The following is a 26121-nucleotide window of genomic DNA, read 5'->3' on the forward strand; positions in this document are numbered from 1 at the left end:
AGGGGCGCCATTCATGGCGCCCGCCCTGTTACAGCGAAATCGGGAACATTGCGCCCAGTATCATGGCGCCAAGGATCGCGCCGCCGGTAATCGGCTTGTTCCACAGATAGAACAGCAGAGCACCCGCCAGCGAACCCAGGCCAATCGGAATGGAAGCGGCCATCGCTGACAGGATAATCAGCGGACCAAGAAAGCGCCCGGAGGCGTTGCCTGCACCCATCATGACATCGGCGCCGTAGGTGGAGTCGCTCTGGTTGATGGTGAATTTACGCGCCAGAATAATGACGTAACCAATCGCCACCCCAATCACCAGACCCGTTACCAGCGAAGCTGCAAAGTTCGCCACTGGAAACACAATACCGGCACCCAGCAGCAGTGCCGGTACACCCAGCCCGACGCCGGTCTGAATCGCCCCGCCGATGTCCAGAATACCAACCAGCGAGCCTTCAATGATGCGGGCAAACAGAAAGCTGGCACCAAACGCGGCGACCGCACCATACACGCCGGTTTCCATGCCGGCCCGCAACATCGAGACAAATGCCACTTCGTTAAAGGCGCCGATACCGTAGAGGTAGTACATATGCGTACCGGCAAATACGCCGGATGAGAGCAGACCAACAAAAATCGGGAAGGACCAGTCGGCATACCAGAAGCCGCGGTTTTCATGTTCGTTCATGGATGGCTCCTTATTTGCCGCTCAGGCTGTTGTGGATCATGTCAAGCCAGCCTGGAACGCCGAGCTGGAACGATTGCAGCAGTTTCATATCAAACCCGCGGAAGAAACCGCTCAGCACAAACAGCAGTACAATGGCCGCCATCATGACTTTCGTCACCCGGTTCCAGCCGCTCTCCTCTACCCCTTTCCCGATCAGGATCCCCAGCACCAGCCCCGGCACGGCGTTACCCATAATCAGCTGCGCCAGGCCGCCAAAGATCGTGGCCCAGAAGCCCGACTTCCTGCCGGCATCGATGGCTGCCAGCCAGAAAATCACCGGCATGACGGTGTTAACCAGCAGGTTAGCTGCCGGTACCAGCACTTTAACTGCCGTCACCTGCAATGCAGCCGGTACGGCTGAGGCGGTGCTGTTCAGAAAGGACACGACGATCATGCCGATGATGCCGCAGGCTATCGCCATGCGTTTCGGGTTATGCAGCGTCTCTGCTACGTTGCGGTTTTTTACCATCAGCGCCGCAGCGCCCCAGTTCGGCAGAATGCGGTGATCCACATCCTGCGTGAAGGAGCCAGCGGCCACCGAAGAGGCCCAGGCGTTGAAAAAGAAGCCGAGACCAAAAGAGAAGTGGGAAGCGGGATCGCCTTCGCACGAGTTAAGCTCGCCCAGGGTACGAAACGCGCCCATGCCCTGCGTGACCGGCGCGTGGAACATGCGCGCCGCGCCGGCTCCCACGCCGACGCCGACCAGCCCGCCGATAATTAACGACTTAAACAAAATGATGAGAAACATAGTGTTGTACCCTTTATTGTCATTGTTGCACCGGGCCAGCCTGCTTCCCTGGCGGGATAACGCTCAGACCCGTGCGGTCAGGGTGTCGCCGTAAATGTCACGCTGTCCATATCGATAACGGTGACGCTGACGCTGATTTCCAGTTCAACGCTGTAGTGATGCCGCTCGCGCGCCAGGAAAAAAAACAGAAATTTTTCCCGCCGGGTGCGCACCCTGGCATGCAGCACCCGCACATCCAGCGGCTCAATGCGCAGCAGCAGTTTCTGGCTGTTGCGCAATACCTGCTGCTGCACGCTGCTGAGCGCATCGGCAAAGGCTTTTGCTTTGGTATCGCCTTTTCCCTGCACGATAACCTGCGTCTCATAGTGCTGTTTCATACGTCAGCTGCCGTGCTTCTTGTTCCAGGCCTGTACCAGCCGTTCGCCCAGCTCCTCTTTGTCCATAAAACCAAAGCCCAGCACGGTCGCCCCTTCATTGATTGCCGTTACGCCCTCATCCACCGAGCGCATACCATGTTTTGCCCGATAGCCATATTTGTTCTGCGCGGTAATGGCACCGGCGCCACCGCTGCCGCAGAAAGAGATGCCGAAGTCAGCGTTTTCCGCTTTCATCACATCACCCAGCTTCATATCGGCTGCCACGCCCGGCACCACCACCGCACGTCCGCCCGCTTTTTCAATTCCGGCAGCCACTTTCTGACCTTTACCCAGACGATCGCCAATCACTACTGTCACCATGTTCACTTCCTCTCTGTTTATGCGTCGTTACTTTTCGCGACTTCAATATGCACCGACAGCAGCCAGGCTTCTTCCACCGGCAGGTTGCCGAACAGATCGACAATCTGTTGCGCCAGCTGCAGGCTGTCAGGCGGAATATCATCAAACAGCTCCGCTTCTACCTCCGGCAGCGCCTCGCCGCTTAGCGAACGGCTGGCCATCGCCTGAACGTGCGAATTCAGCATCTGCTGCTGCACCGGTGTGGGACTAATCTGGTGCGCGGTATAGAGGATCGCGATTTGACCTAATATGCGATCCGCCAGCGCCTGAACGGTTTCCGCGTTCAGCGGGACAGCATCACTCCTCACCCTTCTACTCCTGTTTACGGCAGATAATTCGCGTTGAAAAACAAACTACGCGTTCCGCCCGGCCGTGTGGAGACGCACTTTTTCCACCCTGAAGCGGAAATGCGGCAACGCGCGGTGCGTGAGATCGCAGACAGCACATATCGCGCATGTCAGCGAGCGGTGTGCATCAGGCGTGAGGAAAAAGCGGCTGTTTACGGAGAAATGTGTACGTGAAAGGCAGCGAAGCGGGCCAGCACAGGGTCTGGCCCGGCGTATTAGCGGAATTTCTTATGGTTGGCGTTGCGGATCTCTTCCAGTTTTTTCGCTTCGGCTTTTGCCTCATCCAGCTTGCTGGCCTGAGCGAGCTTGTCGATCACATCAATCTGCGCAATCAGTGTGTCGAGACCGGCATGATAATCTTTGATCTGTGCACTGTCCGCTGGCTGCCCTTCCAGCTTATCTGGCGTGGACTTTTTGGCGTCCTGCGCAGCCTGGCGCATTTTCCCGAGCGCAGTATGCATCTCCTGCGCATCATCCGTTTTCTTCACTACGCTCAGGTTCGCTTTCAGCGTATCCATATCCTGCTCAAGATCTGCCGCCAGCACGCTGGCAGAGGAGAACAGTAACGACAGAGACAACATTGCAATCAAATGCTTACGCATGATGTGTTCCTTTTAATTATTCTCAGGCAAAAAAAAGCAGCCTTGCCGGCTGCTTTCTGGAAGCGATGTCGTTATTGTCCGGCGATTTTCATCTCCGGTAGCAGCACCGATCCGCATTGTATATTGCTGCGGGTTTCAATGTCGTTACCGACCGTAACCATATTGCGCCACATCTCTTTAAGGTTTCCTGCAATTGTGACTTCGCTCACAGGATACTGAATTTCGCCGTTTTCAACCCAGAAGCCCGCCGCGCCGCGCGAGTAGTCGCCGGTCATGGCGCTGACGCTCTGCCCCATCAGTTCAGTCACAATCAGGCCGCGTCCCATCTGTTTGACGAGGTCATCAAAGCTGTGGCCCTGACCGGCGATACGCCAGTTATGGATGCCGCCCGCGTGACCGGTGCTCTGCAGGCCAAGCTTGCGCGCTGAATAGCTGGTCAGCAGCCAGTTCTGCAGCACACCCTCTTTGACAATATCGCGCGCTTCGGTGCGCACGCCTTCACTGTCAAACGGCGTTGAGGCGAGCCCTTTCAGCAGATGCGGCTGCTCCTGAATCGTCAGCCAGGATGGCAAAATTTGCTGACCCAGCGAGTCGAGCAGAAACGTGGATTTGCGGTAGACGCTGCTGCCGCTGATCATGCCTACCAGGTGACCAAACAAGCCGGTGGCGACCTCAGGTGCAAACAGCACCGGCGCTTTCATGGTCGGCAGCTTGCGTGGTGCAAGGCGAGCCAGTACGCGGCGGGCGCACTCGTTACCGACCCACTCTGCGCTCTGCAGATCGTCTATCGAGCGGCCGATGGTGTAGGCGTAATCACGCTCCATATCGCCATCCTGCTCAGCAATCACACAGCTCGACAGCGAGTGGCGGCTGGAGCAGTAGCTCTGCAGCATACCGTGGCTGTTGCCAAACACTTTGATGCCAACGTGGCTGTTAAAGCTGCCACCTTCCGTATTGGTGATGCGCTTATCCGCCTGCAGCGACGCCTGTTCGGCACACGCAGCCAGCTCAATGGCGCGATCGGCATCGATCTCCCACGGATGGTAGAGATCAAGATCGGGCGCATCAAATGCCAGCAGTTCACGCTCTGCCGGTGCAGCGTAAGGATCGGGTGAGGTGTAGCGCGCAATATCGATCGCTGCCTGCACGGTGCTTTTAATGGCATCAGGACTGAGATCGGTCGATGAGGCGCTGCCTTTGCGGTTCTGATGATAGACGGTGATACCAAGCGCACCGTCGCTGTTGAATTCGACGTTTTCCACTTCGCCATAGCGCGTGCTAACGCCGATACCGGTGGTTTTTGTCACCGCCACTTCAGCACCATCGGTGTGAGCTTTAGCGAGTTCCAGCGCCTGGGCGACAGCCTGTTCCAGCGCTTTACGTTGTTCTGCAACCTGAGTAGATACGTTCATCGACCTGCCGTCTAATCTTAAGTATGAATCTGTTGAGTCTATCAGACTCAGAGAACAATTTCGCAGTCGCCCGATAAACTGGTAGGATTAGCCTCTTTTTTTAAGGAGCCAAGAGATGACCAGGCAGCCCGAAGACTGGCTCGATGATGTACCGGATAATCAGGAAGAAGAAGACGAAGAGATTATCTGGGTCAGCAAAAGTGAAATTAAACGTGACGCCGAAGAGTTAAAACGCCTCGGTGCCGAGCTGGTTGATCTGGGGAAAAACTCCCTGGATAAGATCCCGCTCGATGAGGATCTGCGCAATGCGATTGAGCTGGCGCAGCGTATTAAGAAAGAGGGTCGCCGTCGCCAGCTGCAGCTGATTGGTAAAATGCTGCGCCAGCGCGATGAAGATCCGATCCGTCAGGCGCTGGATAAGCTGAAAAACCGGCACAATCAGCAGGTGGCGCTGTTCCACAAGCTGGAGCATCTGCGCGATCGTCTGATCGATCAGGGTGACGACGCGATGACCGAGGTGATCACGCTCTATCCGCAGGCCGATCGGCAGCAGCTGCGTAGCATGATCCGCAACGCGCAGAAAGAGAAAGCGGCGAATAAAACGCCAAAAGCAGCCCGGCAGATCTTCCAGTATCTGCGCGAGCTGGCAGAAGCGTAAGAGGCGGCCTGCCGGCCGCACTCTCTCCGGAGGCGTCCTGCAGGACGCCACGGTCTTAGCGTCCCAGTCTCTCCAGCAGTTTTTGATGGATCCCGCCAAAACCACCGTTACTCATCACCAGAATTGAGTCGCCTTGCTGCGCCTCTTTCGCAATCATCTCCGTCAGCGTATCGACGTCTGCGCTCCACTGCGCAGGCGGAATACAGGCGTCTGCCACATCGGAGACCTGCCACGGAATATGATGCGGCTGCAACAGAAAGACCTTATCTGCCCGGCCCAGCGACGGTGCCAGATCGTTTTTACTGACGCCCATTTTCATGGTGTTAGAGCGAGGCTCCAGTACCGCGAGGATACGTGCCCTGCCGCCCACTTTACTGCGCAGCGCGGCCAGCGTGGCGTGTATGGCCGTGGGATGGTGAGCAAAATCGTCATAGACCTTGATGCCGTTGACCTCACCGCGCAGCTCCAGGCGGCGGCGCGCGTTGATAAAGCTGCTGAGCGCTTCGCCCGCATCCGCCGGTTTCACGCCCACATGACGCGCGGCAGCAATCGCCATCAGGCCGTTATGCATGTTGTGTTCGCCGACCAGCCCCCAGTTCACCTCTGCCACCTTTTCCCCTTCCAGCCAGACTTCCCAGCGGGCAGCGTCCGGCGTCAGCTTTTTTGCCTGCCAGTGACCCTGTTCGCCTGTTGTCTCCTGCTCGCTCCAGCAGCCCATGGCCATGACCTGCTTCAGATTATGATCGTGTTCCGGCAGCAGGATTTTGCCCTGGCCGGGTATGATGCGAATCAGGTGATGGAACTGCTTCTGGATAGCGCGCAGGTCGTCGAAAATGTCTGCATGATCAAACTCAAGGTTATTGAGGATCAGCGTACGCGGGCAGTAGTGTACAAACTTGGAGCGCTTATCGAAGAAGGCGCTGTCATATTCATCCGCTTCAATGACAAAGAATGGACTTTTTCCTAATTTTGCCGATACGTCGAAGTTACCCGGCACCCCACCAATAATAAAGCCTGGCTCCAGGCCACACGCCTCAAGGATCCACGCTGCCATGCCGGCCGTAGTGGTTTTACCGTGCGTTCCGGCTACGGCCAGCACCCAGCGATCGCGCAGGACAAAATCGTGCAGCCACTGAGGGCCGGAGAGGTAGGGAATGTTACGCTCCAGCACCGCTTCAACACAGGGATTACCGCGCGTCATGGCATTACCGATGATCACCATATCTGGCACCGGGTCGAGCTGCGAAGCGTCATAACCCTCAGTTAATTCAATGCCTTGCTGCTCAAGCAGCGTACTCATCGGCGGGTAAACATTTGCGTCCGAGCCGGTTACCTGATGTCCCAGCGAACGCGCCAGCATAGCCAGGCCGCCCATAAAAGTGCCACAAATGCCGAGGATGTGAATGCGCATAAATAGATCCATTAACTGAAAGTCCGGCGCACAGTGTAACCCCGAGTCTGAAGGGAAGAAACGGATTAGGACTATGGTTTTTAAAGTTCAATCGGCTAAACTGCGTACGCATACGTTGGCAGTTTGTTACAGCTGCTGCCACTCCATCGTAGATTCAGGGAATGTGTTATGAAAACGTTAGGCGAATTCATCGTCGAGAAGCAACACGACTTTCCTCACGCCACAGGTGAACTGACGGCGCTGATTTCCTCCATCAAACTGGGCGCTAAAATCATTCACCGCGATATCAACAAAGCGGGTCTGGTCGATATTCTGGGTGCCAGCGGCGTGGAAAACGTGCAGGGCGAACAGCAGATGAAGCTGGACCTCTTCGCGAATGAAAAACTGAAAGCTGCCCTGAAAGCGCGTGGTGTGGTTGCCGGTATTGCCTCGGAAGAAGAGGATGAGTTTGTTATTTTTGAAGGTTCAGAAGATGGCAAATATGTGGTGCTGATGGATCCGCTGGATGGCTCATCCAACATCGACGTAAACGTTTCTGTCGGAACCATTTTCTCTATCTACCACCGCATCAGTGAACCCGGTACGCCGATCACGGAAGCGGACTTTATGCAGCCGGGGAATCAGCAGGTGGCCGCCGGTTATGTGGTATATGGTTCCTCAACCATGATGGTTTATACCACCGGCGTCGGCGTACACGCCTTTACCTATGATCCGTCGCTCGGCGTATTCTGCCTGAGTCATGAGCGCATGACCTACCCGGCAAAGGGTTACACCTATTCCATTAACGAAGGTAACTACATTCGCTTCCCGCAGGGCGTGAAGAAATACCTGAAGTTCTGCCAGGAAGAGGATATCAATACGCATCGTCCTTATACCTCGCGCTATATCGGTTCACTGGTGGCTGACTTCCACCGTAACCTGCTGAAAGGCGGGATTTACCTCTATCCAAGCACCGCCAGCCATCCTAACGGCAAGCTGCGCCTGCTGTATGAGTGCAACCCGATGGCATTTCTCGCCGAACAGGCGGGCGGTAAAGCCAGCGACGGTAAAAACCGTATTCTTGACCTTCAGCCAGAGACGCTGCACCAGCGTTGCCCGTTCTTCTGTGGTAACGAAGCGATGGTTGATGATGTTGAGCGCTTTATCCGCGAATACCCGGATAACCACGGCGCCTGAGTCGCACTGATTAATAAAAAGACCCGCCGCTGAGCGGGTTTTTTTATTGTTTTCTCTTAGGCGGCTGTGATGCGGAACTGCGCCATTGAGGTCTGCAGCTGCTGCGACTGCGCTTCCAGCAGGCGGGTCGCGGCACCCGCCTGCTCCACCAGCGCCGCGTTCTGCTGCGCCGCTTCGTCCATCTGCGTCACCGCCATATTGACCTGCTCAATACCGCGGCTCTGCTCGTCAGACGCACCGGAAATCTCTTTCATCAGCGCCGTTACGCGTATCACTTCGCCAGCGATCTCATCCATGGTCGCCCCCGCGCGCGTCGCCATTTCACTGCCCTCTTTAACCCGCGTCTGCGACTCGCTGATTAACGTCCGGATCTCTTTGGCCGCGCTGGCGCTGCGTCCTGCCAGCGTGCGTACTTCACTGGCCACCACGGCAAAGCCCCGGCCCTGCTCGCCAGCACGCGCCGCTTCCACCGAGGCGTTAAGCGCCAGAATGTTAGTCTGGAATGCAATGCCGTCGATCACGCTGAGGATATCCGCGATGCGATTGGAACTCTGCGTGATCTCCTGCATTTTCTCCATCACGTAGCACACCACTTCAGCACCGCGGCTGGCGGTGTCAGAGACGCTGCTGGCAAGCTGATTCGCCTGCTGCGCATTAACGGCATTGAGCCGCACGGTGGCGGTAAGCTCTTCCATGCTGGCCGCCGTCTGCTCCAGTGAAGCGGCGGACTCTTCGGTACGCTGTGACAGGTGCACCGTACCGGCCGCCAGCTCCCGGCTGCCGGTATCAATCTGCAGGCTCGCTTCGCGCACCTGGCTTACCGAGTGGCGCAGCGCGCGCTGCATAACAGCCAGCGCCTGATTCAGACGGCCAATCTCATTGTGACCGGCAGCCGGCAGCTGCTGCGACAGATCGCCTGCAGCCACCTGCTCCAGATGCCGGACGGCGCTCTCCAGCGGACGCAGCAGCGCCTGGCGCAGCAGCAGCCAGGCAAGACCGGTCAGCAGCAGGGTCAGTGCGACCGCAACGCCAATCAACATTTTCATCTGCCACTCATTGTGTGCCGCCTGCGCCAGCCGAGCGGCAGAGACCTCACTGGCATAGAGGCTGAATGCGTTAACCGCTCCGGCATAACGGGCAGCGAGCTGCGATACATTGCCTTCCAGTACCTGGTAATACTCGTCGGTATACTGCTTTTCCAGCGCAGCCATCATCGGGACGACCGCACCCTGCTGATACGCTTTATAGGCGGCGGCGATCGCTTCAGCCAGCGTTTTGCCGTGAGCCGTTACGGTACCGGCATCAATAAACGCCTGCAGATGCCGCTGCGAGCTGGCGACGTCTGCGGCGGCCTGCTTCGTAACTGCAGCTCCCTCATCCAGCAGGCCAATCTCAATTTTGCGTACTGCCAGCGCGGCGCCGGCGCGCGCGCGCATCAGATCGGCATTGCTCTGGTAAAGGCTATTCAGTTCAATTCCCTGAATGCGGTTGATGGCATTAAGCGACTGATTGCCGGCATTAATGGCGTAAATGCCCATGCCGCTGACGGCCAGCAGCAGCAGTGTCATGCAGATAAGCAACGAAAGTAAGGCGGTGCGAAGCGAGAGCTGAGCAATCATGATAATTTCCGTGTGCAGTAAAAAGGGAGAATCCAGTGACCCTAAACGAAGAAATTATCGGCGGTGACGTGCTGAAACTTTACCGCTGCCTGACGATCAGGCGAATGATGATCACCCGTGCTGCAAATTTTCTTTACTGCAGCAGAGATAATTATGCATAAGCCGGTTGCGCCATTTTTTCTGATGGTTGATAAAGGAAAGCAGACAAACTGTTGCATGGCTCATTGTCAGCCTGCTGATTATTTATGGAGAAATCATGGCCCCCTACGCTTCCTCGCTGGTTCTTATCTGCCTCGCCATACTGAGCTATTTTGTTCATAACAGCGCCGTGACGATCTCAATCCTGATCCTGCTGGCCATCAAGCTCACGCCGCTGGCGCAGTTTTTCCCTTACGTGGAGAAGCAGGGAATTCAGATGGGGATTATCATTCTGACCGTTGCCGTCATGGCGCCGCTGGCGAGTGGTACCCTGCCGGTAAGCGCCCTGCTGAAATCATTTGCCAGCTGGCAATCCATTGTAGCGATTCTGGTCGGCGTGTTTGTCGCCTGGCTCGGCGGGCGCGGCGTCAGCTTTATGAGCATTCAGCCATCGGTGGTCGCCGGGTTGCTGATTGGCACTGTGATTGGCGTGGCGTTCTTTCGCGGCGTGCCGGTAGGACCGCTGATTGCGGCGGGCATTGTTTCGCTGTTTGTGTCGGCGAAGTAGCGGGCTTGGAGCATTCTGAAACGCCAAAAAGGGGGCATACTTTCAGAGTCAGTTGGCTATAATAGCCGTCACTCAACATACGACTAATGAAGGAAAGCCCGATGAGTCTGAACCAGGTGCCTGCAGGTAAAGATCTGCCAGAAGATATCTATGTAATTATTGAGATCCCGGCAAATGCCGATCCGATCAAATATGAAGTGGATAAAGAGTCTGGCGCCCTGTTTGTAGACCGCTTTATGTCTACCGCCATGTTCTATCCGTGCAACTACGGCTACATCAACAATACGCTGTCACTGGATGGTGACCCGGTTGACGTGCTGGTGCCAACCCCTTACCCGCTGGTGCCGGGTTCAGTGATCCGCTGCCGTCCGGTTGGCGTCCTGAAGATGACCGACGAGTCTGGCGAAGATGCTAAACTGGTTGCGGTACCGCATACCAAACTGAGCAAAGAGTACGATCACATCAACGATGTGAACGACCTGCCAGAGCTGCTGAAAGCGCAGATCACCCACTTCTTTGAGCACTACAAAGATCTGGAAAAAGGCAAATGGGTGAAGGTTGACGGCTGGGATAACGCAGAAGCGGCTAAAGCTGAAATCATCACCTCTTTCGAACGCGCGCAGCAGAAGTAATCTTAACCGGGTAAACCGGAAAAGATGCGCGTTACCGATAAAAAAACACCGCCATAAAGGCGGTGTTTTTATTTATGCATCTGCTGCGTCATCACGTTGCAGCCAGTCGCCGCTTGCAATGTGCGGTCGCCCCGCAACTGAACGCTGATACACGTACAGCCAGGCGCTGCCGTAAGGCGTCTGAATAAGCTGACGCTTATACTCACCATTCTTGCAGCGCAGCGCATCCAGCTCACCGAGCGTGCTGGCATCAATGCGGTATACCTCACCCAGGACGATTCCTTCGCCCTCTACCACACCCGGGTAAAGCCCCAGATTATAGAGGTCAAACCCCTTAATCTGGTGCTCACCGAGCCACTGCGCATTGGTCATCCAGTGACTATTTCCCTGCTTGCGCCGTAAACTGCCGTAGACAATTATTCGCATTGCTAGAACTCAAACTGATAGAGCAAATCCAGCGCCTGATCGAGACCAGACACGGCTTCCAGGTAGAGTTTGGGCATCAGGCGATAACGCAGGGTCAGGGTTGCCAGTGAGTCAAAGATACCTACGCCATATTTCACCTGCAGCCCCGGCAGCACATAGCCGCTGACCTGAACCTGCTGGCTGTCACCTACGCCGGTGGTATCAAGCGCAAGATTGCTGACGCCAAACGTCTCACCGATTTTACCCACAACCTGCCCACTTTGTGCAACCCCCAGACCCACCAGCGCAGAGGTTAATGCATTACTGTCGCCGTCGCTGTTCAGTCCCTGACCGCGTAACAGGTAAGAGAGCGCCTCCTGCTGCGACATCGCCGGATCGGAGAACACCTCCACTTTAGGCTCATCCGCCAGACCGGTGACGCGCAGACCCGCCGTGACATCATCTTCGGTGGCATCCGGGTTGCGGATCGCCTCCAGATTGACATACGGCTGATCCGGCGGGCCGGCAAACTGCAGCTCACCTTTGCGAACAATCAGATCCTGTCCATAGGCGTGGAAGCGGCCAGACGGAATATTGATCTGCCCGTTAAGGCCGAGCCCGGTTTTATCCTGCACCAGTTTCAGGTCACCACTGAGCCGCGCTTTCAGGCCAAATGCCGAGAGGCGCACATCATTGCCGACGTGGATCACCAGATTACTGTTAATCGGGATGGCCGCCGTTTTCGGCGCGATCGGCTTGAGATTCTCATCCAGCATCACTTCATCCGATGAGACGCCGGTGGCGCTCGCCGGCACCTCCTGCACGGTGATACGTGCCCACGGCACATCCACTTTACCGTCCAGGCTGAACGCAGCAGGGGTAGCCTCAAAGACCAGATCCGGTGAGACATCCATACGCACCATCGGCGGCACCGTAACGCGAATGCGGCTGCCCTGCGCCGTAACACGCGCACGCCAGTTATCCAGCTGGCTCCAGTCAGCGTTTCCGCCCAGAGTCAGGTTGCCCTGCTGCGTCTGTATCAGACCATTCAGCGTAGAGCTCATGCCGTTGAATATCATGTTCAGGTTTGCCGACGTCAGCGTCACCGGCATGAAGCTCGCCTGAGCGTTGACATCGCTCAGGCCGAGCTGGCCAAACACCTGCGGCCGCTGGAGCGTCCCCCCCAGCCGCAGGTTGCTGTTAAGCCTGCCCTGCACCTTCTCACCCTGCGACAGTGCCGGATTCAGCATCGCCAGAGAGATGTTGCTGATGCCGATATTGCCCGACAGCTGCCGCCGGTTCTGCGGATCGTTGATCTGCACGTTGCCGTTCAGCTGGCCATTGTTAGCAATCCGGATCAGCCAGTCGAGCTGCGCGCGTCCGTCACGCAGCGCCGCATTCAGGTTCAGCGTATCGAACGCTATCGGCAGCGCATTGCCCTGCACATCCTGCACCACTTTTACGCCGCTGCCTTTCAGCGCCACGGTGCCGGTTGGCAGCGCGCCGTCCGCGCTCCAGTTAACGCGCACATCTCCGCTGAACAGACCGCTGAGCCGGGTGGCATCGGTCAGAAAGGGTTTTACCATCGCCAGATCGAAGCGGTTCAGTACAACGTGCGCCCGGCCGCTTGCGCCGGCTTCAATCGGTTCCGGTACACAGAGCTGCGCGTTCGGGTTCTGCCAGCAGTGCGGACCAATGGTTGCGCTCTGCTTGCTGTTGAGATAGTCAATCGCCATAGCGCGCGTCAGGCGCCACTCCCCGACCGGCGTATCAAACCGGGTATTATTCAGCGTGCCCTGCCAGCGACCAGCCTGGCGATCAAAGCTGCCGTTCAGCGCCAGCTGACCTGAAACCGGCTCACCCTGAACGTTGAGCTTCAGCTGATGCTGCTTCTCACTGCCGTCAGCGTTCAGCGTCAGCAGGTTGATTTTCAGTGCCGCCTGCTGCAGCTGTTCCACGCGCAGCTGCAACTTACCGGCAACCTGCTCACCCGATTTGATGTCGCTCTTCAGCGTGGCGCGGCGGATTAACAGCTGCTGCCAGCGCAGGCCAGTGGCGGTAAGATCGGCCAGCAGCTGCGGCGCCTGGAGCGTGCCGCGCGCGTTGATTGCGCCTTTGACGACGCCGCCGAGGCCCGGCAATGCGTTGTCGAGATGCGGGGCATCCACAATCGCATCCAGATTCAGCGTGTCACCCAGTTCGCCTTTCACATCCAGATAGTTGCGGCCCAGCGCCACATTCAGGCCTGGAATGTTCCACTGGTTATAGCTGTTACCGCTCAGGGAGCCTTTTGCGCGTACCGCATTCTGTTTCACGTTACCGTTAAGCTCCAGCTGCGGTACGCGCAGCTGCCAGCTGCCGCCGTAAAGGCTGCCGCGCGTGGTGATTTTGCCGTCCAGCTTCGCAGGCCAGTCAGGATACTGCTTCGCGGTGTTAATACCGGCCAGCGTCAGCTCGCTGCGCCAGCTGATCGCTTTACGCCAGTCCACCAGCGCAGAGAGATCGATATTGCCCTGCAGCGCGGCGACACGCAGTTTATCCAGCGTAAACTGCTGCTCGTTGCCGTTGCCATCCAGCGTAATCGTTGCCGGCGGGATCGCCTCGCCTTTTACCGCCGTACGCAGCGACATCACATAGTCGGTGGCTTTTCCTTTAAACTGATAATCGAAATTATCTGCCTGGTACTGCACCGGTCCGGTCAGCGGCCAGCGCAGCTGCGGGCTGGTCAGCGTCAGCGACAGCGGCAGTTCAGCCACGGCAGGTTGTGCTGTCGCCGCAAGCTGTGCACGCACCGGTCCGGAGAGATTCAGCCCCAGCTGCAGCTCGTCGCGCATCGCGCCGCCCAGCGTCAGCTTCACTTTTTCACCCTTAACCGGATCGATATTCAGTGCGCCGTTCAGCGTGAAATTAACCGGCCAGTTGCCCGCCAGCTGTGCGTCACCGCGGGCGCTGACCTGGCCCTGCGGTGAATCAATATCAAACGTTTCCAGCTGCAGATGCGTCTCTGCCGTTTTGGCTTTCACCAGCAGGCGCGAGAGGGTGAGATCGGTATCTCCGGTAATGCGCAGCTGCTCGCCGAGCAGCGACTGAACGGTAATATCCAGCGGCAGACGGAAGTCAGGCAGCGCCGGCAGCAGCGGTTTGGCAAACAGCGCCTGCAGCGTTTCGCCCAGCGGTTTTTCATCCGGCTGCGGCTGCTGAACTTTCGGCTGAACAATCTCTTCATTCGCCACCTGAGCCGCTTTTGGCAGCGCAATCAGCAGGTTCTGGATACGGGTAGGATAGAGCGTCAGCGCCCGTTCCTGCCACTGCAGGCCGGTGCTGAAGTCGAGCAGTGAAATCGCCGTATCATCAACTTTAACGTTGATATTGTGCAGCGCGACGTTACGCAGCGTAATCGGGTACGGCGTACTGAGATTCGTACTGCCCGACTCCTCTGGCGGCGGTTCACTGGCCGGCGTCATTTTTTTGCTGTCGACCACGACACTGACATCCTGCAGCGCGAGGGCGTTAACGCAGACCGAGGAGTGCAGCAGGCAGTTCAGGTTCAGGGCGAGATGAAAGCGCCCTGCATCCACGCTGACGCCCGGCATCTCATACTTTACGTTGTTGAGTGTCAGATTGCGCCAGCCGCCATCGACCTTGCCAATTGACAGGCCGGGCACCCAGCGGTCAGCACCTTTCAGCAGCAGATGCAGACCCGGCGTGGTCCCCACCAGCAGCGCCACGCTGCCCAGCAGGATGACCAGAAAAATAATCAGGCCGATCAGGACCTTTTTCCACAGCTTCATAGTTCAGGCCCCAGTCCGACATAAAATTGCAATCCGTGCTCCTTGTCATCGCCAACAGGGCGGGCGATATCAAACTTAATGGGCCCGACCGGCGAAGACCAGCGCACGCCTACGCCTGCACCGGTCTTGAAGTTGCTCTGCTTAATATCATTAACCGCTTCACCGGAGTCGATAAATACCGCGCCCCACCACTTGCCGGAGACGTTGTACTGATACTCCAGCGATCCGGTGGCCAGTTTCGAGGCGCCGGTCAGCTTGCCCTCTTCGTCGCGCGGGGAAATGTTTTTGTATTTATAGCCGCGGATGCTGCGATCCCCGCCGGCAAAGAAGCGCAGGTCGGGCGGCACTTTTTCAAAATTATTGGTTTCAATCCAGCCCAGGTTGCCGCGTGCAACAAAGCGATGTTTATCCGCCAGCGTGCGGATCCAGACGTTTTGCGCCTGCAGGATCAGGAAGTCGACATCGGAGCCCCAGGTGGTATCAGAAACGTCAACCGAATAGCGCTGTGAGTCACCCCATGTGGGCATCAGTCCGCCGCGCGATCGCGTGCGGTTCAGGCTCACGCCCGGATAGAGCAGCATGGTGGTATTGGTCACGTTGCCCTGGGTAAAGTGATCGAGGCTCCAGCGCAGGTTAACGGCTTTCTGCCAGCCGGAGCTGCTGTCCCAGTTACGCGACATGGCCAGCGTTGTGGTATCTGATTTCGTATCGTTAAGATCGGTGCGCTTCAGGCCGCCGGAAAAGGTGTAGTACTGCTCCAGCGGGCTTTTCAGCAGCGGCACTTTATAGCTGAGATCGAGCTGCTGCTCCGGGGCAGAGACATAGGCGCTGGCCGCAAGACTGTGGCCGCGATCGTTAACCCAGGGCTTGCGCCAGGTGCCTTTCAGGCGCGGACCGACGTCAGTGGAGTAGCCTACGCCGGTTTCAATGGTATTTTCCACGCGCGGCGAGAGTGCGGCGCTGAGCGGCAGCACTTTGGTTTTACGCCCTTTATCAAACTCCGGTGCCACGACAACCGAGTTAAACCAGCCGGTGGCAGAAAGGCGGCGGTTCAACTCAGCCAGCTCGCGTGAGCTGTAGGGATCGCCTTTTTTAAACGGTACCAGATTATGGAGATAGGCCTCATCTATCTGCGAGCCTTCGAAGCTGACGTCGCCAAAGCGATAGCGCGGACCGCTGTCGTAATCAATGTCCCAGAAAGCCAGCCGCCGCTCAACGGAGACACCAAGCTGACTCTTTTTAAAATCGCCATCAAAATAGCCGTTACGCAGCGCCAGGTTAGAGAACCCGCTTTTGAATTTATCGTAGGTGCCGTGGTTCAGCTGCGATCCCACTTTTGGTCTGCCCTGCTTTACCCACGCCTGGTAGTCCGGATCCTCTTTCGCTTCACCCTCGATCACAATAGTGCTGCCGCCAATTTTTACCGGCTCGCCGGCTGTGACGTGAGCAATCAGAACCGGACGACCGCCCTGTGGCGGGGGCGGACGCGATTCAAAGTCAATCTGCGGTTCATAATAACCGAGCGCGTGCAGTCCCTCTTTAATGGCATTTGAGACCCGCGCCTGAAAGCGTCCGTCGCTGGAGACTTCATCGCTGCCAATGGTGGACAGGCGCGCCCTGACATTTTTTTCTAAATCCCCGGTCAGGCCCTCTACCTGCAGTCGCACTTTCGCTGCCTCAACGGCAGGCGCAGCAAGCAGCAGGCTGGCCAAACAATAAACATGAAATCGCGGCACGCGTACTCCTGTTATTAATGCCTGCCCCCCTTCCGCAGGGGCGTTAATCAGTCAGGCAGGGTTTCACTTCCCCCATTTACCCATCAGCATAGCCATCTTTTAGGGCAAACGGCTACGTTAAACCCACGACTAAGCCAAATTGGTGACTATTGTCGGTAATTGGTGGCGGTGATACAACCGGGATGCTGTGCTTCTGTGCGCCGCTGCGCTGCTGCCGGATAAATCTGATGTCACCGATCGTACCTCTGGCGGCATGACAGGCGCTGCTGCTATAATCACCGACCAGCAGGCCTCGCCTGCGTTCAATTCTGCCCCGACGTTACTCTCCATTGTCGAACTGGCGCAGACATTTTTGGCACGGATAGCCCTGTCAGACTGGTGTGTACCGGACGTACCCCTCTTCGCGCTGCCCAGGCCAAAAATGACAAGTGATTAACTCAACGGACCTTTTATGCTAGATAGCCTGCTTGTCATACTTTTACTGATCGTTATCAGTTCCTTTTTTTCTCTTTCAGAGATCTCGCTGGCGGCTGCCCGCAAGATCAAACTTAAACTGCTGGCTGACGAAGGCAACATCAACGCGCAGCGCGTGCTGAAGATGCAGGAACAGCCCGGTATGTTCTTCACCGTGGTGCAGATTGGCCTGAACGCAGTAGCGATTCTGGGCGGTATCGTGGGTGACGCCGCGTTTTCCCCTGCTTTCAGCAGCCTGTTCAACCGCTTTGTGGAGCCTGAACTGGCAGAAAAACTCAGTTTCATCTGCTCCTTTACCATCGTAACCAGTCTTTTTATCCTGTTTGCTGACCTGACGCCCAAACGTGTTGGCATGATCGCCCCGGAAGCGGTCGCGCTGCGCATCATTAATCCGATGCGCTTCTGCCTGCTGGTCATGCGGCCGCTGGTCTGGCTGTTCAACGGCCTCGCCAACGTCTTTTTCCGTATTTTCAAACTGCCAATGGTGCGCAAAGACGATATTACCTCTGACGATATTTATGCGGTGGTAGAGGCGGGTGCGCTGGCCGGTGTCCTGCGCAAGCAGGAGCATGAGCTGATTGAAAATGTGTTTGAACTGGAGTCACGCACCGTTCCCTCTTCAATGACCTCGCGCGAGAACATCGTCTGGTTCGATCTGCATGAAGATGAGCTAAGCCTGAAAACCAAAATCGCACAGCATCCGCACTCAAAGTTTCTGGTATGTGACGGAGATATCGATCATATCGTTGGCTACGTTGACTCCAAAGAGCTGCTGCTGCGCGTGCTGGGTAATCAGAGCATGGCGCTCAACAGCGGCGTTCAGATCCGCTCGGCGCTGATTGTGCCCGACACGCTGACGCTTTCTGAAGCGCTGGAGAGTTTTAAAACTGCCGGCGAAGACTTTGCCGTGATCATGAATGAGTATGCGCTGGTGGTGGGTATCATCACGCTGAATGACGTTATGACCACGCTGATGGGCGACCTGGTGGGCCAGGGGCTGGAAGAGCAGATTGTCGCACGCGACGAAAATTCCTGGCTGGTCGAGGGCGGCACGCCGATTGATGACGTCATGCGCGTGCTTGATATTGATGAATTCCCGCAGTCCGGCAATTATGAAACCATCGGCGGCTTTATGATGTACATGCTGCGCAAAATACCGAAACGTACCGACTTCGTGAAGTTTTCCGGCTATAAGTTTGAGGTGGTGGATATCGACAGTTACCGTATTGACCAGCTGCTGGTCACGCGTATTGATGAACGCCCGCCGGCGCTGAGCGTAAAAACCAGTGATGATGAAAATCCGTCACTGTCTTCATAAAGAGAGGTTCTGGTTCGGACAGAGCTGATTCAGAACGAAAGTAGCAGAAACATCAAGGGCGCCCGCGGCGCCCTTTTTACTGCCTGATTTTAACGCTTAGTTGTACTCAGCCTGCAGCCGCAGCACCTGGCGATTAATTTCTGACATCACGCTAAGGTGCTGTTTATCTTTAACGCGTGGCAAAATGACTTTGCCTTTATCAAACTCAAACGCGCCGACATCCTTGATATACAACCTTCCTTTAAATAGCGTTTTGACATATTTCGCAATTTGCAGCGGATTATATCGCTGGAAGATCTTCATGCTGTTTAACTCCTGAACAGATGTAATACGCTTCGCCGTTGCCAAATGGGTATACGAACTCATGAAGCGCAAATGAGGCCTAAATATAGAACAGGATTTTTGATCCGGGTTCCGGAAACATGAATTTTTTACTGAATTGACACATCATTACAGACAACTCTGTCATTCAGCTCACAAAATCCAGTATAAACCTTTGTTGGTTACAGATTTGTGGCACAGGTTGCAAAGCTGCCAGGTTTTTACGACAGGCGCATCATCCGCGCTTACCATGACAATAATATGACTCACTGGTCCGATCACTAAGGAGTATTCTATGCGTCTGGCCCCCTCTCTGCTTGCGATCGCGCTGCTAGTGCCTGGTCTGGCTGCCGCCCACGTCTTTAAAACCGGCGATCGCGTGCCGCCGGTGGGTATTCCCGATCGGGGCGAGCTGATGTATCAGCAGGATAAATTTAGCTATCAGCCGTGGAACAGCGCTCAGCTAAGCGGCAAAGTGCGGGTGATCCTGCATCTCGCCGGACGGCTTTCAGCCAAAGAGCAAAATGCAGCGCTGATTGAAGCGATTAAGGCGGCACAATTACCGCACGATCGCTATCAGACCACCACGCTGGTCGATACCGACGATGCCATTCCGGGAACCGGTATGTTTGTACGCAACAGCATTGAAAGTAATAAAGCGCAGTTCCCGTGGTCGCAGTTCATTATCGACAGTAACGGCAGCGCGCGAAAAGCGTGGCAGCTGGAAAAAGGAGGCTCGGCTGTGGTGGTGCTGGATAAAACGGCACATGTCCGTTTCGCGAAAGAGGGCGCACTGACGCAGGATGAGATTAAACAGGTGATGACGCTGCTTCACTCTCTGCTGCAGCCGTAAAGAACGGGAGGCGTATGCCTCCCGGTGCCTTAAAACAGCGAAACGCGGAAGCCGGGATTCAGAAAGGATTCGCGCGGTGTATAGTCAAGCGTACGTCCCTGCCAGTCATGCACATGGGCACCTGCCGCCAGGGCGACCGCATGGCCTGCACCGGTATCCCAGATATTGGTAGGCCCGAAGCGCGGATAGAGCTGTGCTTTACCTTCAGCCACCAGACAAAATTTCAGTGATGAGCCGATAGCCGTAGTCTGGTGTTCACCCAGATGCGCCAGGTACTCCTTCAGCTCCGGATCGTTATCAGCGTGTGAGCGGCTGACCACGACCAGCGGTGGCCGGGCATCCACCACGTGGATGCGGGTGGTCTGCCCCCCCTCCTCTTTCCACGCTTTACCCTCTGCCGCTGAATAGAGCACGCCCAGTGCCGGTGCATAAACGACCCCCATCACCGGCTTGCCCTGCTCGATCAGGGCAATGTTGACGGTAAATTCACCGTTACGCTTGATAAACTCTTTGGTGCCATCCAGCGGATCAACCAGCCAGTAACGCTGCCACTGCTGACGGATCGCCCACGCTGGCGGATCCTCTTCAGACAGCACCGGCAGATCGGGCGAGATCGTCTTCAGGCCCTGCATGATCACATCATGTGCGGCCAGATCCGCCGCGGTAACGGGTGAATCATCCGCTTTACTGGTCACGTTCATCGGCTGCGCGCCGTCGTAGACCTGCATAATTGCATCGCCTGCGTCACGCGCCAGCTGGCAAATTTTCTCTAACATGCTTCACCTCATTTTCGCAGAAATGCACGTTCCGACCCGGACTGTTGCTCTTCAAAGTCTGGCAGGTAAAGCCCCGCCTGTCTGTTGTCCGGCATCGCGTTCAATAATAGATCGTAATATCAATACCATAGATTGCAAAGGGTAACTATGGCGCATTGCTGAATCGCCTGCGGTAGCGGGAAAAAAGCAAAACCCCGATATCTATCACAAATTGAACTGATAATTTGTCATGGTTTTACATTATTTTGAGAGGCCTATTTGGTAAACAAGGAGAAAGCCGTGTTCAGACTGAACATGTCGTTACTGGCGCTGTGTCTGGCAGCCGCTACCGCCCAGGCGGCTACTGTGGATTTGCGTATTCTGGAAACCACCGATCTGCACAGCAACATGATGGATTTTGATTACTACAAAGATAAATCCACAGAGAAGTTTGGCCTGGTACGTACCGCCACGCTGATTCAGCAGGCGCGCGCCGAGCGCAAAAACAGCGTGCTGGTCGATAATGGCGATATCATTCAGGGCAGCCCGCTTGGCGACTATATGGCGGCAAAAGGGCTGCAGCCAGGCGAGGTGCATCCGGTTTATAAGGCGCTGAACACGCTGGATTACGCGGTCGGCAACCTGGGCAACCACGAGTTCAACTACGGCCTTCCTTATCTGCAGCGCGCGCTGGCAGGTGCACGCTTTCCCTATGTGAATGCCAATATCATTGATGAAGCCAGCGGTAAGCCGCTGTTTACGCCCTATCTGATTAAAGAGACCACGGTTACCGATCGCAGCGGCGCTCAGCACACATTGAAAATCGGCTATATCGGCTTTGTACCCCCGCAAATTATGGTATGGGACCGTAATAATCTGCAGGGCAAAGTACGGGTTGAGGACATTACTGAAACAGCAAAACGTTATGTACCGGAAATGCGCGCAAAAGGGGCTGACGTTATTGTTGCGATTCCCCACTCCGGCCTGAGCAGCGAGCCGTATCATGCGATGGCGGAAAACTCCGTGTGGTATCTGAGCCAGGTGCCGGGTATTAACGCAATCATGTTCGGTCATGCGCATGCGGTATTCCCCTCAAAAGAGTTTGCTGCGATCAAAGGCGCTGATATTGCTCAGGGGACGCTGAACGGCATACCCGCCGTGATGCCAGGAATGTGGGGCGATCATCTTGGCGTGGTCGATCTGGTGCTGAGCAACGATCGGGGATCGTGGCAGGTGACGCAGGGTACTGCCGCTGCGCGTCCGATTTATGACACAGCGGCGAAGCGATCGCTGGCGGCAGAGGATCCCGCGCTGGTTGCGGTACTGGCAGACGATCATCGCGCCACGCGCGAGTTTGTCGCTAAACCGATCGGCAAAGCAGCAGATGTGATGTACAGCTATCTGGCGCTGGTGCAGGACGATCCCACCGTGCAGATTGTGAATAACGCGCAGCGCGCCTATACCGAACGCTTTATTCAGGGCGATCCCGATCTGGGACGCCTGCCGGTGCTGTCGGCAGCAGCTCCGTTTAAAGCAGGCGGCCGCAAAAACGATCCTGCAAGCTACGTGGAGGTTGAGAAAGGTGAGCTGACGTTTCGCAACGCCGCCGATCTTTACCTCTATCCGAATACGCTGGTTGTGATGAAAGTGAGCGGCGCTCAGGTAAAAGAGTGGCTGGAGTGTTCAGCCGCGCAGTTCAATCAGATTGACCCGCACAGCAGCAAACCGCAGTCGCTGATTAACTGGGATTTTCGCACCTACAATTTTGATGTGATAGATGGCGTGAATTATCAGATTGATGTGACGCAGCCAGCCCGCTACGACAGCGAATGTGCCCTGATCAATCAAAATGCCTCGCGTATCCGTGAGCTCACCTGGCAGGGCAAGCCGGTTGATCCCGCAGCAACCTTTCTTGTGGCAACCAATAATTATCGCGCCTGGGGCGGTAAGTTTGCCGGCACCGGCGACCGGTTTGTCGCCTTTGCCTCGCCGGATGAGAATCGCGCCGTAGTAGCAGCCTATATCAGCAGCCAGAGTCAGCAACAGGGTGCCGTACAGCCGCAGGCGGACCATAACTGGCGCTTAGCGCCCATTAAGAGTGAGACGCCGCTGGATATCCGTTTTGAGACAGCGCCGGGCAGTAAAGCCACGCAATTTATAAATCAATACGCTGACTATCCGATGAAGCCGGTGGGCACAGACGAGACGGGCTTTGCCGTGTGGCAGGTGAACTTACAGCATCCCTGACCCTGCGCCCGCACGCAACCAGGGCGCCCCTACATCGGCCCGCCCACAGGGGGCGCATTAATGCGCCCCTGCCGTGTTTGTGCGTCCCTGGTTCCAGCCACCGCATGCAACCAGGGCACCATTAATGGCGCCCCTACCCCGGCCCGCCCGTAGGGGGCGCATTTATGCGCCCCGGGTTCCAGCCCCCGCACGCAACAAGGGCGCCATTAATGGCGCCCCTGCATTCAATCCCGCACGTAACCAGGGCGCCATTAATGGCGCCCCTGCATCGACTCGTAGGGGGCGCATTTATGCGCCCCTGGCGGCGAAGCTGTTACAAAATTTCCAGCAGCTCAACTTCAAAAACCAGGGTGCTGAATGGCGGAATTGAGGCGCCGGCACCGCGCTCACCGTAGGCGAGGTTGTGCGGGATGGTCAGCTCCCATTTTGAGCCAACCGGCATCAGCGTCAGTGCTTCGATCCAGCCTGCGATGACGCCGGTAACCGGAAACTCTGCTGGCTCGCCGCGGGCAACGGAGCTGTCGAACACGCTGCCGTCGATCAGCTTACCGGTATAGTGCACGCGCACGCGATCCTGACGTGACGGGATCGGGCCATCGCCCTGTTTGATCACGCTAAACTGCAGACCTGATTCCGTTGTGCTGACGCCTTCGCGCTGGGCATTCTGCTCAAGGAACTGCTGACCCTGGGCGGCCATCGCTTCGGTGCGCTCGCGGCGCACGCCTTCTGCACGCTCGTGGACTTCGCGCAGCGCACGGTGTACCACATCAACCGGAACCGCCGGTGAGTTCCCTTCCAGCGCGTCGCGCAGACCCGCCAGCAGCGCTTCAGGCTGCAGACCCTGCAGTCCAGACTCCTGCAGCTGCTGGCCAACCTGTAAACCGATACCGTAACTTGCTTGTGATTCGACGCTGTCAAATGAAGGGGTCGTCATCTTGATTCCTTAATCCCGGATAAAAGTGAACCGGCAGCATAGCAGCGCACGCGGCTGGCGTAAAATCTCACGCGGTGCGGGATGACATTTGGCGACGAAACAGAAACAATACGCAGGTCAAATTTTTCAATGCTGGCGGGCACTTCCTGCTGTCATTGCCCATACTGTAAAACAAGAGAGATAACATGGGCCAGATTGCCCCGCGACGTCGCCGGACGCGCACAACGCGAACGCTGAAACCCTGGCTGCAACGCTGGCTGCCAGCCAGACTGCATAAAACCGCTGGCGAGGAGGATCCACCTATGGCCACAGATACCCCGTCCCGCATGCCTGCTGCCCTGCAGCGCATCTGGCACCTGCTGGATGATGTACGCTGGATGGACCCCCTACCGCCGCTTCATCGCCGGGGCATCGTTATCGCCCTGCTGATTGTCCTGCTGGCGTTTCTCTGGCCAACCAGCAACGGAAAATATCCGGTAGAGCGTTCGGTTGAGAGCCAGCCGAAAGAGGTGCCCATGCAGGCGGAGCTTTCTGATAACCAGAACAGCGCTTCTGCGCCGCAAAACAGCCAGCCGGCTATTGATGCGCAGGGCACCTGGCGCAGCTACAGCGTAGCCTCGGGCCAGACGCTGGCACAGCTGTTCCGTGACAATAATCTGCCGGTTAATGATGTATTTGCGATGGCGCGTGTGGAGGGGGAAGGCTCGCCGCTGAGCTCGCTGCAGAGCGGTCAGCAGGTGAAAATTCGCCAGAATGGCGATGGTGTGATAACCGGGCTTACCGTTGACGGCAGCAATGGTCCGGTGCTGTTTACCCGTCAGCCCGACGGCAGCTTTATCCGCGCTCAGTAAACGCCGCAAACAAAAACGCCGGCACAAGGCCGGCGTTTTCGCATCACTGCATAAAATTATGCAGCAACTACATTCACAACCAGTTTAGCGAAAACTTCGCTATGAACCTGGAAGTCAACTTCATGCTCACCGGTGGTGCGCAGAACGCCGTTCGGCAGGCGAACTTCGCTCTTAGACACCTCAACACCTGCTGCAGAAACTGCATCAGCGATGTCGCGGGTACCGATAGAACCGAACAGTTTACCTTCGTCGCCTGCTTTAGACGCGATGGTAACGGTGCCCAGGCCGCTGATTTTCTCAGCACGTGCGTTGGCAGCTGCCAGAACGTCAGCCAGTTTGGCTTCCAGTTCAGCACGACGAGTTTCAAAGAACTCAACGTTTTTCTTGGTAGCAGGAACAGCTTTGCCCTGTGGTACCAGGAAGTTACGAGCGTAGCCCGCTTTAACGTTAACCTGATCACCCAGGCTGCCGAGGTTTGCTACTTTATCAAGCAGAATAACTTGCATTACCTTATCCTCTTAAAGTCGTTAATGGACAGTTGCCGATTACTGATGACGATCAGTGTACGGCAGCAGAGACAGGTAACGCGCGCGCTTGATAGCACGAGCCAGCTGACGCTGGTATTTAGCACGAGTACCGGTGATACGGCTTGGAACAATCTTGCCGCTTTCAGTGATGTAGTTTTTCAGCGTTGCGATATCTTTATAATCGATCTCTTGAACGCCTTCCGCGGTGAAACGGCAGAACTTGCGACGACGGAAATAACGTGCCATTTGGCTAGTCTCCAGAATCTATCAATTCAATCTGCTCGGCATGTAACACAAGTTTGCTCTGGCCATTGCGTGCCTGATGGCAGCTAATAAAACCTGTAAGCGTGAGTTGCGTGCCGACCGTTATATGTTGAGTAATCACCTGATGGGCGCTGCCGCTGATAATCACCGGCATCTGACACCAGGCCTGCCGGTGAAACCCGGCTTCCTCCTGCACAGAACGATGCTCAAGCATGAACTGGCAGTGTGGGATCCCTGACGGACTGACGTTTCGAACTGGCGTCTTGCACACCGTGCCAGACAGACGCAGCTGATTTGCCGTCATCGGGAATTACTCTTCAGAATCCCCAGCATCTGACTCTTCTGCCGATTCGTTAGCGAAATCTTCACGGCGCTCACGACGCTCGTCTTTCGCTTTAACCATCGGAGAAGCTTCAGTTACCGCGTGCTTAACGCGCATAACCATGCTGCGGATAACGGCGTCGTTGAAGCGGAAGTTAGTTTCCAGCTCGTCGATCACTTCCTGCGGCGCTTCTACGTTCAGCAGAACATAGTGAGCTTTGTGCAGTTTGTTGATCGGGTAAGCCAGCTGACGGCGGCCCCAGTCTTCCAGACGGTGGATCGTGCCCTGTGCACCAGTGATAGCACCAGTGTAACGCTCGATCATGCCCGGAACCTGTTCGCTCTGGTCAGGATGGACCATAAATACGATTTCGTAATGACGCATCGATAGCTCCTTACGGATTATTCAGCCTCCTGTCAGGGTCAGCTGCGGCCCATGGAAGCAAGGAACGTTATAGGTTGCATATCATTGTTAAATGACACACACCTCTGAATGCAGCTGAAAAATTGACGCGTAATCAT

At 56.3% G+C, this 26121-nt stretch carries 27 protein-coding genes; 8 read left to right on the plus strand and 19 right to left on the minus strand.

Going from position 1 to position 26121, the window contains the following annotated elements; translation table 11 throughout:
• Positions 1–28: 28 nt before the first annotated feature.
• The 7 genes from B3041_RS16455 to pmbA form a co-directional block, all read right to left on the minus strand.
• The gene (locus B3041_RS16455) at positions 29–676 is read right to left on the minus strand and encodes a DUF4310 family protein (protein ID WP_065648119.1); all 648 of its coding nucleotides are present in this window, start codon (positions 674–676) and stop codon (positions 29–31) included.
• Between the two features lie 10 nt (positions 677–686).
• Positions 687–1463 carry a DUF4311 domain-containing protein gene (locus B3041_RS16460; protein WP_292977290.1) on the minus strand — a complete coding sequence of 259 codons (777 nt, stop codon included), beginning with the start codon at positions 1461–1463 and terminating at the stop codon, positions 687–689.
• A gap of 77 nt (positions 1464–1540) precedes the next feature.
• Positions 1541–1840, minus strand: coding sequence for a DUF4312 family protein (locus B3041_RS16465; RefSeq protein WP_065648117.1), 300 nt, complete (start codon positions 1838–1840; stop codon positions 1541–1543).
• Positions 1841–1843: 3 nt separating this feature from the next.
• The gene (locus B3041_RS16470; protein ID WP_039380562.1) at positions 1844–2200 is read right to left on the minus strand and encodes an SFCGS family glycine-rich protein; all 357 of its coding nucleotides are present in this window, start codon (positions 2198–2200) and stop codon (positions 1844–1846) included.
• A gap of 17 nt (positions 2201–2217) precedes the next feature.
• The gene (locus B3041_RS16475) at positions 2218–2547 is read right to left on the minus strand and encodes a glycine dehydrogenase (protein ID WP_065648116.1); all 330 of its coding nucleotides are present in this window, start codon (positions 2545–2547) and stop codon (positions 2218–2220) included.
• A gap of 254 nt (positions 2548–2801) precedes the next feature.
• On the minus strand, positions 2802–3188 hold the full coding sequence (gene cybC, locus B3041_RS16480) for a cytochrome b562 (RefSeq protein ID WP_065648115.1): 387 nt from the start codon (positions 3186–3188) through the stop codon (positions 2802–2804).
• 71 nt (positions 3189–3259) lie between these two features.
• The gene (gene pmbA / locus B3041_RS16485; RefSeq protein ID WP_292977295.1) at positions 3260–4600 is read right to left on the minus strand and encodes a metalloprotease PmbA; all 1341 of its coding nucleotides are present in this window, start codon (positions 4598–4600) and stop codon (positions 3260–3262) included.
• A 115-nt stretch (positions 4601–4715) separates the two neighbouring features.
• On the opposite strand from pmbA, the gene yjgA reads away from it, so the two are divergent.
• On the plus strand, positions 4716–5258 hold the full coding sequence (gene yjgA, locus B3041_RS16490; RefSeq protein WP_065648113.1) for a ribosome biogenesis factor YjgA: 543 nt from the start codon (positions 4716–4718) through the stop codon (positions 5256–5258).
• Positions 5259–5313: 55 nt separating this feature from the next.
• Here yjgA and mpl read toward each other — a convergent pair whose 3' ends face one another.
• Positions 5314–6669 (minus strand): UDP-N-acetylmuramate:L-alanyl-gamma-D-glutamyl-meso-diaminopimelate ligase, encoded by a 1356-nt coding sequence (gene mpl / locus B3041_RS16495; protein WP_292977298.1) that lies wholly within the window; start codon positions 6667–6669, stop codon positions 5314–5316.
• Positions 6670–6837: 168 nt separating this feature from the next.
• Here mpl and fbp point away from each other — a divergent pair, with 168 nt between their 5' ends.
• A complete protein-coding gene (fbp, locus tag B3041_RS16500; protein ID WP_292977300.1) occupies positions 6838–7845 on the plus strand; it encodes a class 1 fructose-bisphosphatase in 1008 nt (335 codons plus the stop codon).
• Positions 7846–7901: 56 nt separating this feature from the next.
• On the opposite strand, the gene B3041_RS16505 is transcribed toward fbp, so the two are convergent.
• Positions 7902–9461 (minus strand): methyl-accepting chemotaxis protein, encoded by a 1560-nt coding sequence (locus B3041_RS16505; RefSeq protein ID WP_292977490.1) that lies wholly within the window; start codon positions 9459–9461, stop codon positions 7902–7904.
• 259 nt (positions 9462–9720) lie between these two features.
• On the opposite strand from B3041_RS16505, the gene B3041_RS16510 reads away from it, so the two are divergent.
• Positions 9721–10170, plus strand: a complete 450-nt coding sequence (locus tag B3041_RS16510; protein WP_292977302.1) for a DUF441 domain-containing protein — start codon at positions 9721–9723, stop codon at positions 10168–10170.
• A 101-nt stretch (positions 10171–10271) separates the two neighbouring features.
• Complete coding sequence (gene ppa, locus B3041_RS16515) at positions 10272–10802, plus strand: inorganic diphosphatase (RefSeq protein WP_065648110.1); 531 nt, start codon at positions 10272–10274, stop codon at positions 10800–10802.
• Between the two features lie 72 nt (positions 10803–10874).
• Here ppa and B3041_RS16520 read toward each other — a convergent pair whose 3' ends face one another.
• The 3 genes from B3041_RS16520 to tamA are packed head-to-tail and all read right to left on the minus strand — an operon-like array spanning position 10875 to position 16734.
• Positions 10875–11228 (minus strand): gamma-glutamylcyclotransferase family protein, encoded by a 354-nt coding sequence (locus B3041_RS16520; RefSeq protein WP_065648109.1) that lies wholly within the window; start codon positions 11226–11228, stop codon positions 10875–10877.
• A 2-nt stretch (positions 11229–11230) separates the two neighbouring features.
• Complete coding sequence (gene tamB / locus B3041_RS16525) at positions 11231–14998, minus strand: autotransporter assembly complex protein TamB (RefSeq protein WP_292977305.1); 3768 nt, start codon at positions 14996–14998, stop codon at positions 11231–11233.
• Positions 14995–16734 (minus strand): autotransporter assembly complex protein TamA, encoded by a 1740-nt coding sequence (gene tamA / locus B3041_RS16530; RefSeq protein WP_065648107.1) that lies wholly within the window; start codon positions 16732–16734, stop codon positions 14995–14997. The genes tamB and tamA overlap by 4 nt, the downstream gene beginning before the upstream one ends.
• Before the next feature lie 451 nt (positions 16735–17185).
• Between tamA and B3041_RS16535 the strand changes: the two genes are divergently transcribed.
• Positions 17186–18526 (plus strand): hemolysin family protein, encoded by a 1341-nt coding sequence (locus tag B3041_RS16535; RefSeq protein WP_065648105.1) that lies wholly within the window; start codon positions 17186–17188, stop codon positions 18524–18526.
• Between the two features lie 96 nt (positions 18527–18622).
• Here the strand turns inward: B3041_RS16535 and B3041_RS16540 are convergent, their stop codons facing one another.
• Entirely contained in the window at positions 18623–18829 is a 207-nt protein-coding gene (locus B3041_RS16540) for a DUF1107 domain-containing protein (protein WP_039380586.1), read from the minus strand.
• Positions 18830–19142: 313 nt separating this feature from the next.
• Here B3041_RS16540 and B3041_RS16545 point away from each other — a divergent pair, with 313 nt between their 5' ends.
• A complete protein-coding gene (locus tag B3041_RS16545; RefSeq protein ID WP_292977308.1) occupies positions 19143–19700 on the plus strand; it encodes a YtfJ family protein in 558 nt (185 codons plus the stop codon).
• A 29-nt stretch (positions 19701–19729) separates the two neighbouring features.
• On the opposite strand, the gene cysQ is transcribed toward B3041_RS16545, so the two are convergent.
• Positions 19730–20476: a 3'(2'),5'-bisphosphate nucleotidase CysQ gene (gene cysQ / locus B3041_RS16550; protein WP_065648103.1), complete on the minus strand. Its 747-nt coding sequence runs from the start codon at positions 20474–20476 to the stop codon at positions 19730–19732.
• Between the two features lie 294 nt (positions 20477–20770).
• Between cysQ and B3041_RS16555 the strand changes: the two genes are divergently transcribed.
• Positions 20771–22702 (plus strand): bifunctional 2',3'-cyclic-nucleotide 2'-phosphodiesterase/3'-nucleotidase, encoded by a 1932-nt coding sequence (locus B3041_RS16555; RefSeq protein ID WP_412159099.1) that lies wholly within the window; start codon positions 20771–20773, stop codon positions 22700–22702.
• Between the two features lie 313 nt (positions 22703–23015).
• Here the strand turns inward: B3041_RS16555 and fklB are convergent, their stop codons facing one another.
• A complete protein-coding gene (gene fklB / locus B3041_RS16560) occupies positions 23016–23636 on the minus strand; it encodes an FKBP-type peptidyl-prolyl cis-trans isomerase (protein WP_039380595.1) in 621 nt (206 codons plus the stop codon).
• Between the two features lie 185 nt (positions 23637–23821).
• Here fklB and B3041_RS16565 point away from each other — a divergent pair, with 185 nt between their 5' ends.
• Positions 23822–24487, plus strand: a complete 666-nt coding sequence (locus B3041_RS16565) for an OapA family protein (RefSeq protein WP_167350661.1) — start codon at positions 23822–23824, stop codon at positions 24485–24487.
• A 56-nt stretch (positions 24488–24543) separates the two neighbouring features.
• Here B3041_RS16565 and rplI read toward each other — a convergent pair whose 3' ends face one another.
• The 4 genes from rplI to rpsF are packed head-to-tail and all read right to left on the minus strand — an operon-like array spanning position 24544 to position 25984.
• A complete protein-coding gene (rplI, locus tag B3041_RS16570; RefSeq protein ID WP_065648101.1) occupies positions 24544–24993 on the minus strand; it encodes a 50S ribosomal protein L9 in 450 nt (149 codons plus the stop codon).
• A gap of 39 nt (positions 24994–25032) precedes the next feature.
• On the minus strand, positions 25033–25260 hold the full coding sequence (gene rpsR / locus B3041_RS16575) for a 30S ribosomal protein S18 (protein WP_000135199.1): 228 nt from the start codon (positions 25258–25260) through the stop codon (positions 25033–25035).
• Positions 25261–25264: 4 nt separating this feature from the next.
• A complete protein-coding gene (gene priB / locus B3041_RS16580) occupies positions 25265–25582 on the minus strand; it encodes a primosomal replication protein N (protein ID WP_292977330.1) in 318 nt (105 codons plus the stop codon).
• Between the two features lie 6 nt (positions 25583–25588).
• Entirely contained in the window at positions 25589–25984 is a 396-nt protein-coding gene (rpsF, locus tag B3041_RS16585) for a 30S ribosomal protein S6 (protein ID WP_039380603.1), read from the minus strand.
• Positions 25985–26121: the final 137 nt, after the last annotated feature.

Source organism: Pantoea sp. UBA4549 (assembly GCF_002387285.1).
Classification (GTDB): domain Bacteria; phylum Pseudomonadota; class Gammaproteobacteria; order Enterobacterales; family Enterobacteriaceae; genus Pantoea; species Pantoea borealis.